Origin of the sequence: Myxococcus xanthus (assembly GCF_006402735.1) — a bacterium.
GTDB lineage: Bacteria > Myxococcota > Myxococcia > Myxococcales > Myxococcaceae > Myxococcus > Myxococcus xanthus_A.
This window is the reverse complement of sequence record NZ_CP017174.1, coordinates 8,173,463-8,187,421: the sequence shown is the minus strand read 5'-3', so window position 1 is coordinate 8,187,421 and position 13,959 is coordinate 8,173,463. Positions and strand designations below refer to the sequence as shown.

16 protein-coding genes are annotated in these 13,959 nt (G+C 68.7%); 8 read left to right on the top strand and 8 right to left on the bottom strand.

What is annotated here, in order from left to right:
- Positions 1 to 54: 54 nt before the first annotated feature.
- A complete protein-coding gene (locus tag BHS09_RS33650; protein ID WP_237079988.1) occupies positions 55 to 717 on the bottom strand; it encodes a protease in 663 nt (220 codons plus the stop codon).
- A 373-nt stretch (positions 718 to 1,090) separates the two neighbouring features.
- Here BHS09_RS33650 and BHS09_RS33645 point away from each other — a divergent pair, with 373 nt between their 5' ends.
- Complete coding sequence (locus BHS09_RS33645; protein WP_237079987.1) at positions 1,091 to 2,050, top strand: TPR end-of-group domain-containing protein; 960 nt, start codon at positions 1,091 to 1,093, stop codon at positions 2,048 to 2,050.
- A gap of 50 nt (positions 2,051 to 2,100) precedes the next feature.
- On the opposite strand, the gene BHS09_RS33640 is transcribed toward BHS09_RS33645, so the two are convergent.
- The gene (locus tag BHS09_RS33640; RefSeq protein WP_140795463.1) at positions 2,101 to 2,604 is read right to left on the bottom strand and encodes a peroxiredoxin; all 504 of its coding nucleotides are present in this window, start codon (positions 2,602 to 2,604) and stop codon (positions 2,101 to 2,103) included.
- Positions 2,605 to 3,033: 429 nt separating this feature from the next.
- On the opposite strand from BHS09_RS33640, the gene BHS09_RS33635 reads away from it, so the two are divergent.
- The 7 genes from BHS09_RS33635 (at position 3,034) to BHS09_RS33605 (ending at position 8,239) form a co-directional block, all read left to right on the top strand.
- Positions 3,034 to 3,453: a PTS sugar transporter subunit IIA gene (locus BHS09_RS33635; RefSeq protein WP_140795462.1), complete on the top strand. Its 420-nt coding sequence runs from the start codon at positions 3,034 to 3,036 to the stop codon at positions 3,451 to 3,453.
- A 33-nt stretch (positions 3,454 to 3,486) separates the two neighbouring features.
- On the top strand, positions 3,487 to 3,972 hold the full coding sequence (locus tag BHS09_RS33630) for a PTS sugar transporter subunit IIB (protein WP_011556464.1): 486 nt from the start codon (positions 3,487 to 3,489) through the stop codon (positions 3,970 to 3,972).
- A 4-nt stretch (positions 3,973 to 3,976) separates the two neighbouring features.
- Entirely contained in the window at positions 3,977 to 4,693 is a 717-nt protein-coding gene (locus tag BHS09_RS33625) for a PTS sugar transporter subunit IIC (protein ID WP_140795461.1), read from the top strand.
- Positions 4,690 to 5,460 carry a PTS system mannose/fructose/sorbose family transporter subunit IID gene (locus BHS09_RS33620; RefSeq protein WP_140800078.1) on the top strand — a complete coding sequence of 257 codons (771 nt, stop codon included), beginning with the start codon at positions 4,690 to 4,692 and terminating at the stop codon, positions 5,458 to 5,460. The genes BHS09_RS33625 and BHS09_RS33620 overlap by 4 nt, the downstream gene beginning before the upstream one ends.
- 17 nt (positions 5,461 to 5,477) lie before the next feature.
- Positions 5,478 to 5,756, top strand: a complete 279-nt coding sequence (locus BHS09_RS33615; protein WP_002633201.1) for an HPr family phosphocarrier protein — start codon at positions 5,478 to 5,480, stop codon at positions 5,754 to 5,756.
- Between the two features lie 46 nt (positions 5,757 to 5,802).
- Positions 5,803 to 7,656, top strand: coding sequence for a phosphoenolpyruvate--protein phosphotransferase (gene ptsP / locus BHS09_RS33610; protein WP_140795459.1), 1,854 nt, complete (start codon positions 5,803 to 5,805; stop codon positions 7,654 to 7,656).
- Positions 7,657 to 7,789: 133 nt separating this feature from the next.
- Complete coding sequence (locus BHS09_RS33605) at positions 7,790 to 8,239, top strand: hypothetical protein (protein WP_237077712.1); 450 nt, start codon at positions 7,790 to 7,792, stop codon at positions 8,237 to 8,239.
- Between the two features lie 19 nt (positions 8,240 to 8,258).
- Here BHS09_RS33605 and rpsN read toward each other — a convergent pair whose 3' ends face one another.
- The 6 genes from rpsN to BHS09_RS33575 form a co-directional block, all read right to left on the bottom strand.
- Positions 8,259 to 8,573 carry a 30S ribosomal protein S14 gene (gene rpsN, locus BHS09_RS33600; RefSeq protein WP_140800076.1) on the bottom strand — a complete coding sequence of 105 codons (315 nt, stop codon included), beginning with the start codon at positions 8,571 to 8,573 and terminating at the stop codon, positions 8,259 to 8,261.
- Positions 8,573 to 9,820 (bottom strand): zinc metallochaperone GTPase ZigA, encoded by a 1,248-nt coding sequence (gene zigA, locus BHS09_RS33595; RefSeq protein ID WP_140795457.1) that lies wholly within the window; start codon positions 9,818 to 9,820, stop codon positions 8,573 to 8,575. Before zigA ends, rpsN begins: the two co-directional genes overlap by 1 nt.
- On the bottom strand, positions 9,817 to 9,930 hold the full coding sequence (gene rpmG, locus BHS09_RS33590) for a 50S ribosomal protein L33 (RefSeq protein WP_140800075.1): 114 nt from the start codon (positions 9,928 to 9,930) through the stop codon (positions 9,817 to 9,819). The genes zigA and rpmG overlap by 4 nt, the downstream gene beginning before the upstream one ends.
- Positions 9,931 to 10,092: 162 nt before the next feature.
- Complete coding sequence (locus tag BHS09_RS33585; protein WP_140795455.1) at positions 10,093 to 10,587, bottom strand: MgtC/SapB family protein; 495 nt, start codon at positions 10,585 to 10,587, stop codon at positions 10,093 to 10,095.
- A gap of 11 nt (positions 10,588 to 10,598) precedes the next feature.
- Complete coding sequence (locus BHS09_RS33580; RefSeq protein ID WP_140795454.1) at positions 10,599 to 11,195, bottom strand: MXAN_6521/LA_1396 family lipoprotein; 597 nt, start codon at positions 11,193 to 11,195, stop codon at positions 10,599 to 10,601.
- Positions 11,196 to 11,264: 69 nt separating this feature from the next.
- Positions 11,265 to 13,949 carry an efflux RND transporter permease subunit gene (locus tag BHS09_RS33575; protein ID WP_140795453.1) on the bottom strand — a complete coding sequence of 895 codons (2,685 nt, stop codon included), beginning with the start codon at positions 13,947 to 13,949 and terminating at the stop codon, positions 11,265 to 11,267.
- Between the last annotated feature and the right edge of the window lie 10 nt (positions 13,950 to 13,959).

The window sequence follows — 13,959 nt, the reverse complement described above, 5'->3', positions numbered from 1 at the left end:
CGGCGCGCCACCCCGCGCGGAAGAGCGGTCCGCGCGAGGCTCGCGTCCTTGCCGTCAGGGCGTGACGGTGACCTCCACCACGGGGCATGGCACTTCCGCAGGGCGGAATCCGCCATTCGGAGCGGGCACCGGTTCGCCTTCCCGGGCGACGTCCATCAGCGGGCCTCGGAACGCGATGCGGTACGTTCCCGGCGCCTGCAAGTCATAGAAGCGAGCGATGTCCACCTTGCCTTCCACCGACGTACCGGGGGAGAGGGTGACGTAGCTGCCGGCCGTGGGCGGCCCGCGCTTCGCCATGGGCCCCTGGTATTCGAGCGCGCCACCGTCACGGGACACGTCGAAGATTTTGTTACGTACGCCCTCCAGCGGCGTGTGCCAGCCGAGCACGCGCAGGGATTGCGCCGTGGGATTGCTGAGCTCGAACACCAGCTCCACGGGTTCGCCCGCGCGCACCTGCGCCGGGCCGCTCAGCGTGCACGTCAAGGTCGTTGCCATGGCCGGGGTCTCCTGCGTCAGCTGCGCCGCTTCAGCGGATGGAGTCACGTCCTGCCGCGCCGCGCACGCACTGCCCAGCATTCCCAGGGACAGCACCGCGACGCCCCACCGCCTACCGGAAGAGTTGAACATGGGCCCACGATAACGCGCCTGGAACGCGCGCAGTCCGGTGTTCTGCGTGATGAAGCCGTGGCCGTCCACCGCGGCGCAATCCCTGCGCACGGAAGCGGTGTGCCGCCACGTCACGATGGGTGGGCATAGGTGACGAGCAGCATCACCACGCCTACGACCTTCAGAGCCATCAACGGGCCCAGGTTGAACACCACTTCGTCGAACCAGTTCTCATCGGGAAACATCATGACGGCGCTCCTTCCGCCTCGCGTGCATCGCGAGACAGAAAGGCATTGAGCAAGGCCTGGGCCAACGCGCGTCCTGTGTCCATTCCTCTGGGTACGCCGGCGCTTTCGCCCAAGTGAAATGGCGCGGTGACGCACGCGATCAGCCCCGTCCGTCCGCGCATGGGATTCGCGCGTGCGGTGCTGGCACACGTGCAAGGCGTACCGGAGCGCGGTGCGGGTCCTTTAGGATGCTGGCCATGCGAACGCTCATCTCCTCCCTTGTCTGCTTGCTGATGTCAGCGTGTGCCCATGCGCCGGCCTCCGCTCCCGAATCCGCGCCGCCCGCCGAGGCTCCCGTGGCCACGCAGCCGGTTGAAGCCTCCGCGACCTCCACGGACGCCGCCGGACTGCCCCACATGGAGCCGCCCGCCGCGCCGATGCCCGGCTGGATGCAGGTGCGCAAGGCGGACGCGTTGTCGCGAGAAGAGAAGTTCGCGGAAGCGCTGGCCCTCTATGAAGAGGCCCTGGAGGCGGGGAATCGGGACCCGAACGCCGCGTACTCCGCGGCGTGTTCGGCGGCCCGGCTCGGCCGGAAGGACGTCGCGCTGCGCAGGTTGGCCCAGTCCGTGGAACTGGGCTTCCGCGACGTGGGGTGGTTGTTGCAGGACGCGGACCTGGAGCCGCTGCGCGAGGAGCCGGTGTACCTCGCGCAGGTGGAGCGCATCACCACGCTCCCGGACCCCCATCCCACCTCGAGTTCAGAGCTGAAGACGCTCTTCGTGGAGGACCAGAGTGACCGCCAGGGGCCGCTCGATGGGGCGGACGCGTGGAAGCGGGTCGCCGAGCGGGATGCGCAGCGGCGCGAGCGCGTGAAGGCCCTGCTGGCCGAAGGCGCGTTGAAGGAAGGCGCGGACTTCATGTCCGCGGGGTTCATCTTCCAGCACGGCAACACGCCGGAGGACTACGCCATGGCCCGGCAGATGGGGGCGGAGGCCGCGAAGCGGGGCCACCCGCGCGGCCTGTGGCTGGCCGCGGCGGCCTGGGACCGCTGGCTGATGAACGCCAACCTTCCGCAGCGCTTCGGCACCCAGTACCGCTTCAACCCGGAATCGAAGGAGATGACGCTCCACCCGGTGGACCCCAACGTCACGGACGAGGAGCGCGCGCGCTGGGGCTTCCCGCCGCTCGCGGAGATTCCAACCGTCCTGCGGCGCTAGCCGCAGCGGGGCGCTGGGGCCCGGAGCCACCGCGCGTGCCCCTCCGCCCGCTACTTCGCGGCGGAGGCCGGCGCGCCACCTTCCTGCGCCAGCGCGCGCACCAGTTCGAGCGCGCGCCGCACGTGCTCGCCGACGCGAACCTGCGACTCGAAGCTGTCGCGGACGATGCCTGAGCGGTCCACCACGAAGGTGACGCGCCCGGGCAGCAGGCCCAGGAACGACGTGGACACGCCGAAGGCCTCGCGCGCCTCGCCGCGCGCGTCGCTGAGCAGCTTGAAGGGCAGCCGGTGCTTCGCCGCGAAGCCCTCATGCGAGCCCACCGAGTCACCGCTGATGCCCACCACCTCCGCGCCCGCGGCGACGAAGTCCTCGTACTGGTCCCTCAGTCCACAGGCCTGCGCCGTGCAGCCGGGCGAGTCGTCCTTCGGATAGAAGTAGACGACCAATACCTTCTGCCCCACCAGGTCTCGCAGCCGCACCGACTGCCCGCCCGCGCCGGTGAGGGTGATGTCCGGTACCGCATCGCCTTGCTTCAGCAGCTTCGTCTTGGCCATGACGTCCTCGCGTCGCCCCGGAGTCAGGCCGGTGCGTTCAACGCCGGGCACATCCCATCCGGCCCGCCGCATCCCCACAAGTAATCCGCCGTGCCGAAAACGGGCGTCAAAGACGACCTCTGGATGCCTGCTTGCCTCCCGAGCGGTTGATACGGCGCCTAATGATTGGCGTCCTTCTCGACGCACCCTGGAAGTCGCCAGCGCATCTCATAGAGTGTGGGGGAAGCGGTATCGCTCCCCCGTCCGGCAGGCGACAGCCCTGTGCGCGGCCGGACCCGAAATTTCGGGCACCACCGCTGTGCTCGTCTTAGCTTTCGAGGCAGGAAGAGGCAGCTTAGGTCAGAGGTCAGGGCGGAAACTTTCGCCGGAGTTGCGCGCCGCACCGTTCAGGCGTAGGACGCAGCTTCGGGGGGTTGGTCAGGAGCGGACATGGTCGGCCTCGTCGTCGCAGCGCACGGACGTCTGGCGGAGGAGCTGGTCTCCACCGCGGAGCAGATCGTGGGAGAGCTTCCCGCGGTGGCAACCTGCAACATCGAGCCTGGGACTCCTGTCGAGGATATCCGGGCGAAGATGAAGCAGGCGATTGCCCGCGTGGATGAGGGTGCGGGTGTCATCATCCTGGCCGACCTCTTCGGAGGTACGCCCTGTAAGGAGTCGCTGATGATGTGTCAGCGAATGAATGTGGAGGTCCTTGCTGGCGTCAACCTGCCCATGCTGCTGAAGGCGAACTCGCTCCGTTCGGAAGAGTTGTCGCTCCCGGAGATGGCCAACCAGCTGGCTTCCCATGGCCAGCGCAACATCACCTGCGCATCCGCCCTGCTTCGCGAGGCACAGCAGCCGCGAACTTGACGGACCCGCGCGGGTCGGCGATTCGAGACTGCCGTGATCACCCTGGTCCGCGTCGACAACCGCCTCATCCATGGTCAGGTCGTCGAGGCCTGGCTCCCGTTCCTCAAAGTCTCCCGGGTGGTCGTGGCGGATGACGAGGCGGCTTCCAGTCCTCTCATCCGAGCCGCCATGGCCCTGGCCGTCCAGAGCGCCATCGAGGTGCAGATTCTGCCCCTGTCCCAGGTGGACTTCGCCGCCCTGTCCAAGGACGGTGTGCGCACCCTGGTGTTGCTGAGGGATGTCGCCTCGGTGCCCTTCGCGCATGCGCACGGGCTGGCCATGGATGAGCTGAATCTGGGCAACGTGCACTTCGGCACTGGCCGCCGGCAGGTCTCCCCGTCCGTCTTCCTGGCGGAGGCCGAGCTGACGACGCTCCAGCAACTGGCCGACCAGGGCGTCCGGGTGGCGGCCCGCGCGGTGCCCGCCGAGAAGCCCGTGGACCTGCCGGACCTCCGCGAGCGGTGGGCGAAGGCCGGGTGAGCGCGTGAGCGTCGTCTGGACCCAGGTGGCGCTTGCGGGACTGTGGGGCGGACTGGTGGCACTGGAGCGCAAGGCGTTCCTCCAGGCCATGATGTCCCGGCCCCTGGTCGCCGCCACCGTCATGGGCGCACTGCTCGATGACGTGGCGTCGGGTCTGGCCATCGGCATGCTGCTGGAGCTGTTCTTCCTGGGCACCGCCAACCTGGGCGCCGCGCTGCCGGAGAACGACACCCTGGCGGCCACTGGCACCAGCGCCGCCGCGGCCACGTTGTCCGCGGCCACGGGCGCGGGCTCCACGCCGGCCATCTGGTCGCTCGCCGTGCTGCTCTTCATCGGCCTGGGACGCGTGGGCCGCAAGGGTGACCGGCTGCTGGAGGGCTACACCGCGCGGCTGGCCCGGGTGGCGCTGGCCTCCGCGGAGGCCGGGAACATCACCCGCGCCATGCGGCAGAACCTGTGGGGCATGTGGCCCCACTTCGCCGTGTACGGCACGCTCACCGCGCTCTGCGCGCTGCTGGGCTTCTTCATCGAGCCGCTGCTCCAGGCGCTGCCCCCCGTGGTGGTGCGCGGGCTGGCGTGGGCCTGGCCGGCCATGGCGTCCGTGGCGGCGGCCATCGCGGCGCAGGGCAGCCACGCGCGGCGCGCGCCGCTCTACGCGGGGCTGGGTGCGGCGGTGGTGACGGCGTCCGTCGTATGCGTCCTCCTCCTGGAGGACCGATGAGCACCACGCCTCAGGCCACGTTGCCCTTCGGCGTGCTGCTGCGCGTCTTCCTGCGCTCGCTCTTCCTCCAGGCGTCGTGGAACCCCAAGGGCATGCAGAACCTGGGGCTGGCCTACGCCGTCTATCCCGCGCTGGCGGCGCTGTACCCCCAGGGGCCCGCGCGCGAGGAGGCGGTGCGCCGGCATCTCGTCTTCTTCAACACGCACCCCTACGTCGCGGCGGCGATTGTCGGCGGCGTCATCAACCACGAAGAGCGCATTGCCCGGGGCGAGGAGACGCCGGACAAGGTGGTGGCCTTCAAGGCCGCGCTCATGGGGCCCCTGGCCGCGCTGGGGGACGGCTTCTTCTGGCTGTCCCTCAAGCCCGCGACGGGGGCGGTGAGCGCCGCGCTGGTGCCGCTGCTGGGCGTGTGGGCGGTGCCGCTGTTCCTGGTGCTCTACAATCTGGTGCACCTGCTGCTGCGGGTGCGCCTGTACCGGCTGGGCCTGACGCTGGGCGACAGGCTGGTGGAAGCAGTGGCTCGCGCCAACCTCCCCGCGCGGGGGGCCCGGCTGCGGGCGGTGGCGGCGGCGAGCGCGGGCGGTGTGGCCGCCTGGCTCGCGGTGTCATTCGGGGCCAACGCGGGTGGGCTGTATGCGCCCCTGCTGGCGGCCGGATGTCTGGCCCTGGGGGTGGCGTCCTACGTGCTGGTCAGCCGTCGGGTGCCGAACTACGTGGTGCTCTATGTCGCGGCGGGTCTGGCCTGCGTGGCGGGAGCATTCCTCTAAGGAGAGTGGGAGTCGCGATGGCAAGCGTGGTCGAAGGGACGTACGAGATCATCAACGCGCTGGGGCTGCACGCCCGGGCCGCGGCGCAGATGGTCAAGGTGGCCAACCGGTTCAAGAGCGAGGTCACCATCGAAGCCCAGGGACAGCGGGCCAATGCCAAATCCATCATGGGCGTGCTGATGCTCGCCGCCGCCCAGGGCACCCAGGTGAAGCTCACCTGCAAGGGCGACGACGCGGATGCCTGTCTCCAGGAACTGGCGAAGCTCATTGGTGACCGTTTCGGCGAGGCGCAGTGAAGGGTTGGTCGGAAAACGCGGTAGACGGACAGGAACGGAAGGAACCGTGAGCAGCCAGGCCACCCCCACTCTGAGGTTGTTGGGCATCGGTGCCTCTCCCGGCGTGGCGGTGGGGCACGCCTTCATCCTGGACCGCAAACGCATCCGCACGCCCAAGCTGCGGCTGGCGGAGGCGGAGGTCGAGCCCGAGCGGATGCGGATGAAGACAGCCATTGACCTGTCCGACCGCCAGCTCGCCGAGCTGAAGGAACAGATTACGCGCACCGAGGGCAGCGACCACGCCCTCATCCTCGAGGCGCACCGCTTGATGCTCCACGACCCCATGCTCGTGGACGAGGTGAACCGGCTCATCATCGAGGACCGCATCAACGCCGAGTGGGCCGTCCGGCGCGTGGCGCGCAAAATCAAGCACCTGTTCGACAACATCCCCGACGAGTACTTCCGCGAGCGCCGCTCGGACGTGGACTACGTCGCCGACCGAATCATCCGCAACCTGATGGGGCAGGTGGTGGATGAGGAAGTGGAAGTCCCCGCGGAGGCCATCGTCGTCGCACATGACTTGTCCCCCGCGGACGCGGCGCTGATGGCGCGCAGCGGCCGGGTGGGGGGCTTCGTGACGGACCTGGGCGGCCAGACGAGCCACACCGCCATCGTCGCCCGCGCGCGGGAGACGCCCGCCGTGGTGGGCGCCGGCCGGGCCAGCGAACAGATTTCGCCGGGTGACCTGGTGGCCATGGATGGCATCCGGGGCGTGGTGCTGGTGAACCCCTCGGACGAGCAGCTCGCCGTCTTCCGCGAGGAGCAGCGCCGCTACCAGGAGAGCGAGCGGCTGGCCCTGGCGACCAAGGACCTGCCCGCCGTCAGCACCGACGGCTTCCAGATTCGCCTCAACGGCAACATCGAGTTCCTGGAGGAAATCCCCTCACTGCTGGCGCACGGCGCGGAAGGCATTGGCCTGTACCGCACCGAGTTCATGTTCCTGGACCGGAAGACGGCGCCCACCGAGGAGGAGCACTACCGCGCCTACCGTCAGGTGCTGGAGGCCATGGGCGGGCGCCCCGTCACCATCCGCACGTTGGACCTGGGCGGCGACAAGGTGCCGGGCAAGACGAAGCACGAGAAGGAACCCAACCCAGCCATGGGCCTGCGGGCCATCCGCTACTGTCTGTCCAACCGGGAGCTGTTCCGCACCCAGCTGCGCGCCCTGCTGCGCGCCAGCGTGCACGGCAACCTGCGGCTGATGTTCCCCCTCATCTGCGGGGTGAGCGAGCTGCGCGAGGCCCGGAGCGAGCTGGAGGCCTGCCGCACGGAGCTGGGCCGCGCGGGTGTCCCCGTGGGCAAGCGCTTCCCCGTGGGCATCATGGTGGAGACGCCCAGCGCGGCCACCATCGCCGACCGGCTGGCCCAGGAGGCGGACTTCTTCTCGGTGGGGACCAACGACCTCATCCAATATTCGCTGGCCATCGACCGCCAGAATCGCGAGGTCGCCTACCTCTACCGGCCCCTGCACCTGTCCGTGCTCCGGCAGCTGCGCGGCATCATCGACGCGGGCCGGGCGGCCAACATCCCCGTGTCCATGTGTGGGGAAATGGCGGGAGATCCGCTCTACACCCTGGTGCTGCTGGCGTTGGGCTTCGACGAGCTGTCCATGACGTCGGGGCAGATTCCGGTGGTGAAGCGCTTCCTTCGCCGGGTGAGCCGCGCGGCCGCCATGGAGCTGTTGCAGAACGCCATGGAGCTGACCACGGCGGAGGAAATCGAGCGCTATGTGCGCACGGAGATGGACCGCCGCTTCAGTGAGACGATGGAGCCGGGCGCGCCGGGTGTAGGGAACGTGGAGCCCACGGACCACGAGCCCTCCGAGCATGGGACTCCGCCCTCGGGACGGAACACGGCCTGACCCCCCGCCCGTGAGGGCGGGGCGGACGGCGGTGGCTTGCCAACATGGCTACCGGACCCGAAGGGGATTCCGGACGCGAGCCGTCGTGTGCAACTTGCTGGGACGAGCACAGGGGGTCGCCCCAGGAGCAAGCATGTTCAATCCCGCCAACATCCAGATGGGCATGACCGCGAGAGACCGGGACGGTGAGAAGGTGGGCACCATCATCGCCGCGGACGCGGCGGGATTCTTCATTGGCAGGGGGCGCCTCTTCACGCGCGACTGCCGGATGGCCTTTTCGGATGTGGCGGACATCGACGGGGAGGATGTCTATCTGCGTGAGGAGTTGTCGCACCTGCCGGACCTCAAGCCGGAGGCCCTGGCGCCCGCGCGGCGGACCTCCACCACGGCGGGCCTGCCGCTCCAGCACGATTTGACGGGCGGACTGGGCTGGGCGCACGACGACACCGACGAGGAGTCCCCGGTGCCGGCATCGGCCCGAGAGTCCTCCGGCATGGCGCGGCAGTGGGCCAGCGAGGAAGGCGATGCGGCGCCTCGTCGCGAGGCGCCTCCCTCGGATGCGCGGCGGTACACGCGCCACTGAGCGGCCGCCGAGGCGTTGCTCACCAGCTCGACTTGATGACGCCGGGAATCACTCCCTGGAGCACCTTCTCACGGAACGCGATGCGCGACAGGCCGAAGCGCCTCAGGTTGCTCCGAGGCCTTCCCGTCAGCGCGCAGCGGTTCGTCACGCGGTTGGGGTTCGAGTCGCGGGGCAGTGACGCCACCGCGTCCTGCGCCGCGCGCTTTTCTTCATGGGACAGGGTGAGGTCGCGGATGCGCGCCTTCAGCGCCGCGCGGTAGATGTCCGCGAGCTCCTCGGGCGTCCACACGAAGGCATGAGTGGGCGGCGCGAGGGGGCGGAGGGCGGGCTGCATCAGGCATGCTCCTCGTCCTCGGCGGGCGCGTCCGTCCGCTGCACCTGCCATTCGGGGAACGGGTCTTCCAGGCGCGCCCAGCCCTGGGGGCCGCGCGCCAGTTCCGCCGGCGTGAGCAGACAGGCCTCGAGCAGCCGGGCCATCTCCTCATGGTCCGCGTCCTGCGTGATGAAGACGATTTCCTGCCGCCGGTCTCCGTGTGGGCCCACGCACTCGCGCTCGATGTCGGCGCGCGCCTGGGCATCCTCTGGCCACTCGGCGCGGGGTATCGCGTCCCACCACACGCCGCCGGGCTCGAAGCTGCAGGCGCCGCCCGCCTGGGCCCAGACGCCGGCGATGTCCATCCGCGTGGCGAGCCAGAAGAAGCCCTTGGAGCGCAGCACGCCCCGCCAGCTCTCGTGGATGAAGTCCCACAGCCGCGCGGGGTGGAAGGGCACGCGGCCGCGGAAGACGAAGCTGCGGATGCCGTAGGTCTCCGTCTCCGGCGTGTGTTCGCCCCGCAGCTCCTTGAGCCAGCCCGGTGCGCGCCGCGCGCGTTCGAAGTCGAAGCGGCCGGTGTTGAGCACGGCGGAGGGGGGCACTCGGCCCCGCTCGGAGGTGACGAGGTGCGCGTCCGGGTTGAGCTTGCGCAGGATGTCCTTCAGCCGGGCCAGCTCCTCCGCCGGGACGAGGTCCGTCTTGTTGAGGACGAGCACGTCCGCGAACTCCACCTGCTCCACCAGCAGGTCCACCACGGTGCGCTCGTCCTCGTCCGCCGCGGCCAGTCCGCGCGCGGCGAGGTCATCCGCGGCGTTCCAGTCCCGCGGGAAGTTGAGGGCGTCCACCACGGTGACGAGCGTGTCCAGCCGCGCCACGTCCGACAGGCCCTGGCCCTGCTCGTCCGTGAAGGTGAACGTCTCAGCGACGGGCAGCGGCTCGGAGATGCCGGTGGATTCGATGAGCAGGTAGTCGAAGCGGCCCTCCCGGGCGAGCCGGGAGACCTCCAACAGCAGGTCCTCGCGCAGCGTGCAGCAGATGCAGCCGTTGGACAGCTCCACCAGCTTCTCGTCCACCCGGCTCAGCGCGCCGCCGCCCGTCTTCACCAGCCGGCCGTCGATGTTCACCTCGCTCATGTCGTTGACGATGACCGCCACCCGCAGGCCCTCCCGGTTCTGGAGGACGTGGTTGAGCAGCGTCGTCTTGCCCGCTCCCAGGAAGCCGGAGAGCACCGTCACCGGCAGCCGGGCCGCGGCCGCGGGGGCCGTCATGGCTTGCCCTCCACGAACAGCACATGCTTGCGCACGCGCGGGTCGTACTTCTTCAGCTGGCGCTTCGCCGACGACACGAGCTGGATGATGGTGCGGTTTCTCTCGGGCATGGTGGGCTCCGGCCGCGCGGACATGACAGGGCATGCCGCGGCGATGCGCCGCCGCGGAGTCACGTCGGGACGGTGTTTTTGGTTTCCTGGGTTCTGTTGTAACTTGATTGCGAATGTGGCACAAGCAACAGCGCGGGCCGGACGTCCGGGGCGCGGGCGTCGCTAGGCCTCGGCGTCTTCGTCCACGTCCGGGGTGCGCGTCGCGCGGTGCCGCTTGCGGTAGCGCCTGATGGCGCGCTCCAGGGGACGCAGGCCCGCCAGGCACAGCAGGGCAATGGCCATGGTGGTGACGGCGGCGAAGTAGAAGCCCAGGCCGGCGGCCAGGCCCACGGACGCGGTGAGCCAGAGGTTGGCCGCCGTCGTCAGGCCCTTCACCTGTCCGTTGTGGCGCAGGATGACGCCCGCGCCCAGGAAGCCGATGCCCACCACCACCTGGCTGGCGATGCGGCTGATGTCGCCCCGGGTACCCTCGGGGGTGTCAGGGCCCAACGCCACTTCGATGAAGACGCTGGCCAGCGTGAAGCAGCACGCGCCCAGGGAGACGAGGATGTGGGTGCGCAGCCCGGCCGCCTGGCCGCGCACCTCACGTTCCAGGCCCAGCACGCCCCCGAGCAGGGCGGCCAGGGCCAGTCTCAGCGCGACGGTCTGCTCATCCACGAGCAGGGAGCCTACTCACCCAGCTCGATTTTCTCGTCCTTGTCCGCTTCGCTCAGTTCGGGATTGGGCAAGGTGTCCAGCGTGGCCGTCAGCAGCTTGCTGGACGGCACGACGTAGGGCGCCACTTCTTCACCCAGCTCCTGGACGTACTGGCCCACGCGCTGCTCGTAGTCCTCGTCCTTGGAGTTCCAGCTCCCGGCGGCTTCGGCGGACCAGACCTCTTCGCCGTCGCGGCAGCGCACCAGCTTCGCGTGCACCGCGGCCTCCGCGCCGCTGCCCCGGAGCTGAATCTGGGGGGACAGCCAGAGCACGCCCTCCAGCCCCTCCACGCACAGGGCCTTGAACGTTGCGTCCGTGGGCACGTCTGGCAGCGCCGCGCTCTCCTTCACCAGGAAGTCGCGGTTCTGGTTCACCCACTGGCGGGCGATGAGGCTCCACAGCTCGCCCACGGCGACCTTGCCATCGGGCAGCGGCTGCGTCACCACCACCAGGCGCTTCACCTGGTGCTTGTCCACCGTGTCGTAGTCACTGCGCAGCCGCTGATTCTTCACCGCGGAGCATCCGGACAGCAGGCCCAGCCCGAGCACGGGCAACAGTCGCTTCATCATGATGTCCCTCTCCCGGCCCCCTTCCGCGGGAAGGGGGCCTCCTTCAGGTACACGCCCGAGCCAGACGGCTCAGGCCGCCTTCGGCTCGGAGTCCTTGCCACCGCCAGTCGAGCCGCCCTCACCGGAGGACGCGCCCGACTCGCGCTGACGCCGGTCGTACATGAGCTGCATCACCGCGGCCAGCACCGTGAAGGACACCACCAGGGTGGTGATGAGACCAATGCACGCTACCAGACCCATGGAGCGCAGGCCGTTGTGGGCCGCGGCCAGCAGCGCCGCGAAGGCCACCACCGCCGTGAGCGTGGAGGACGCGACGGCCGCGCCCACGCTGCGCAAGGCCACCAGGGGTGAGGTGCCTTCCAGGAAGCGGTGGAGCAGGTAGAGGCCGTGACTCACCCCGAAGCCCAGGAGGATGGGCAGGATGATGATGTTCATGAAGTTCAGGCGCAGCCCCGTCAGCGCCATGATGCCCAGCATCATCGCCACGCCCACGCCGAGCGGAATCACGGACGCCAGCGCCAGCTTCACGTTGCGGAAGTCCAGGAAGTGCATGGCCAGGATCCAAAGCGCGGTGAGCACCACGGTGACCTTGCCGTCCCAGAGGACGATGCGCGCCAGCCGCGCGTAGAGCTGCGTGGCACCCGCGGCGCGGAACTCCTTCTCCACCGTGGGGGTCTTGGGGTCCCACGCGTCCTGGTCGAACTTGCCCGGCGTGTACGCGGCCTTGATGACCTTCGTCTCATCGGAGAACTTCAGCATCTTCTGGCCGTCCATCAGGTCCACGCTCGCGTAGATGAACGTGAGGTAGCCGTGGTTCTCCGGCTTGGCGGAAGGCAGGTTGCGGAACTGGGCGGTGTAGTTGGGCGGGACGCCGTGGACGTCGAAGGGCTTGGCGTCCAGCACCTTCTGGAAGAAGCCCGCGTTGGCCTGCATCTCCGGAGGCAGCGCGGCGACGGAGAAGCCCTCGTCCTCCAACTGCTTCATCTCCGCCTTCCACTCCTCCAGCACCTTGGCGTTTGCCGCGGCCGTCTCCGCCGGGGGCACGAAGGTGAAGATGCTCACCACCTGGTCGATGGAGGGGTACTTGTGCGCGTTCTGCGTCAGCTCCCGGTACACACCTTCGGCCTCGTCCAGGTCCTTGGTGTAGATGGCCATCGGGTCGCTGGAGATGTTGAAGCGCTCGTTGATTTCGTCCTGGAGCAGCACGGACGACATGCCGTCGGGGATGAGCGCGCGGGTGTTGTAGTTGAAGCTCACGCCGTACTTGAGGCGCTCGAAGAAGCCCAGCTCCACGCCCTTGGGCGGCTCCTCCGAACCGGCCCAGGGCACCGCGGCGGCGCAGATGAGCGCGACGATGGCCGTGCTGATGCCCAGCACCAGCTTCGGCTTGGGGATGCGCAGCTCCTTGCCGGTGGTGGCGGAGTTGGTGGGCGGCGGCTTCATCACGCCGATGAGCTTCTGGGGCAGCTCCGGGTTGATGCGGCCGGCCAGCGCCAGGATGGAGGCGCTCCAGCAGAACAGCGTCAGGCCCAGGATGAGCGTGCCCGCGCCGGCCAGGAAGCCGAACTGGCTGAAGCCGCGGAACTCGCTGACCATCAGCACGAAGAAGGAGCCGGCCGTCACCACCGCGGCCACCGCGGCCGGACGGCCCGCGTTCATCACCGCGTCCCGGATGGCCACGTCGTACGGCTTGCCCGCGCCCAGCTCCAGCCGCGTGCGGAAGACGAAGTGGATGCCGTAGTCGATGCCGAAGCCGAGCAGGATGCCGCCCAGGATGGACGTAATCATGTTCAGCTCACCCACCGTCGCGTAGGTGAAGCCGAGCGTATAGATCGTGCCCACCACCGTGCCAATCACCACGAGGAAGGTGGGCGCCAGCTTGCGGAAGAAGATGATGGTGATGATGAAGATGGAGCCCAGGGCGATGAGCGTCACCGGCTCCAGCGACTCCTCGATGGCGTAGGAGTCATCCACCGTCGTCTTGTAGGAGCCGGTGAAGCCGTAGGCGATGGTCTTGTCATCGCCCATCAGCTTGTAGTCCTCCACCAGCTTCACGCTGCCGGGCTGGGTGGAGTACGCCTCGAGCTGACCCTTGAGCCGCTCGAGGTAGTCCTTCGTCTTGCCGATCTCCGTGTTGTCCCACAGCGGCTTGACGAGCATCATCAACATCTTCTTGTCGTTGGAGATGTTGTAGTCGTCGCGGATGCTCTTCTTGCCAATGGAGGAGTACTTGTCGACCAGGTCCTGCATGTCGAGTTCGACAGGCTTGGAGCCGCCCAGGTCGATGAAGAACGGGTTGCTGCGCTTCAGCTTGTCGCGCAGGAACGCCATGATGCGGCGCTTGCCCTCGACCAGGTCCTCCGTCTTCACGAAGAGGACCATGTTCTGCTGGATGAACTCGACGGGCAGCTTGTAGGAGACGTTGCGGACGTTCTCCTTGTCGTCCTGCATGATTTTCGCGAGGTCGTCGGCGGTGCGCTTGAGCGCGGCCTCGTCTGACGAGCGCAGGGCGACCATGAGGAAGCCGCTGCCTCCCACCATGTCGATGACCTGCTTGACGTCCTTCACCTCTTCCAGGTCCTGGGAGATGAGGTCGAGCTGGTTGGAGTTGATGTGGAGCTTCGACGTCCCCCACAGCGACACGGCCAGCAGGGCCAGCATCACCAGGAGGACGGCCCCAGGCCTGCGGACGAGCAGTCCGGCGAAGGCGTGGGCGAAACGGGAGTGGGAGTTCGGATTTCTATCGCCGCTCATACGGCGGCGA

Excerpts from the sequence above, each read along its gene's own strand:
- BHS09_RS33645 (WP_237079987.1), top strand. The coding sequence starts at position 1,091 with ATGCGAACGCTCATCTCCTCCCTTGTCTGCTTGCTGATGTCAGCGTGT.
- BHS09_RS33640 (WP_140795463.1), bottom strand. The coding sequence starts at position 2,604 with ATGGCCAAGACGAAGCTGCTGAAGCAAGGCGATGCGGTACCGGACATC.
- BHS09_RS33635 (WP_140795462.1), top strand. The coding sequence starts at position 3,034 with ATGGTCGGCCTCGTCGTCGCAGCGCACGGACGTCTGGCGGAGGAGCTG.
- BHS09_RS33620 (WP_140800078.1), top strand. The coding sequence starts at position 4,690 with ATGAGCACCACGCCTCAGGCCACGTTGCCCTTCGGCGTGCTGCTGCGC.
- BHS09_RS33615 (WP_002633201.1), top strand. The coding sequence starts at position 5,478 with ATGGCAAGCGTGGTCGAAGGGACGTACGAGATCATCAACGCGCTGGGG.
- BHS09_RS33605 (WP_237077712.1), top strand. The coding sequence starts at position 7,790 with ATGTTCAATCCCGCCAACATCCAGATGGGCATGACCGCGAGAGACCGG.
- rpsN (WP_140800076.1), bottom strand. The coding sequence starts at position 8,573 with ATGCAGCCCGCCCTCCGCCCCCTCGCGCCGCCCACTCATGCCTTCGTG.
- zigA (WP_140795457.1), bottom strand. The coding sequence starts at position 9,820 with ATGACGGCCCCCGCGGCCGCGGCCCGGCTGCCGGTGACGGTGCTCTCC.
- rpmG (WP_140800075.1), bottom strand. The coding sequence starts at position 9,930 with ATGCCCGAGAGAAACCGCACCATCATCCAGCTCGTGTCGTCGGCGAAG.
- BHS09_RS33580 (WP_140795454.1), bottom strand. The coding sequence starts at position 11,195 with ATGATGAAGCGACTGTTGCCCGTGCTCGGGCTGGGCCTGCTGTCCGGA.
- BHS09_RS33575 (WP_140795453.1), bottom strand. The coding sequence starts at position 13,949 with ATGAGCGGCGATAGAAATCCGAACTCCCACTCCCGTTTCGCCCACGCC.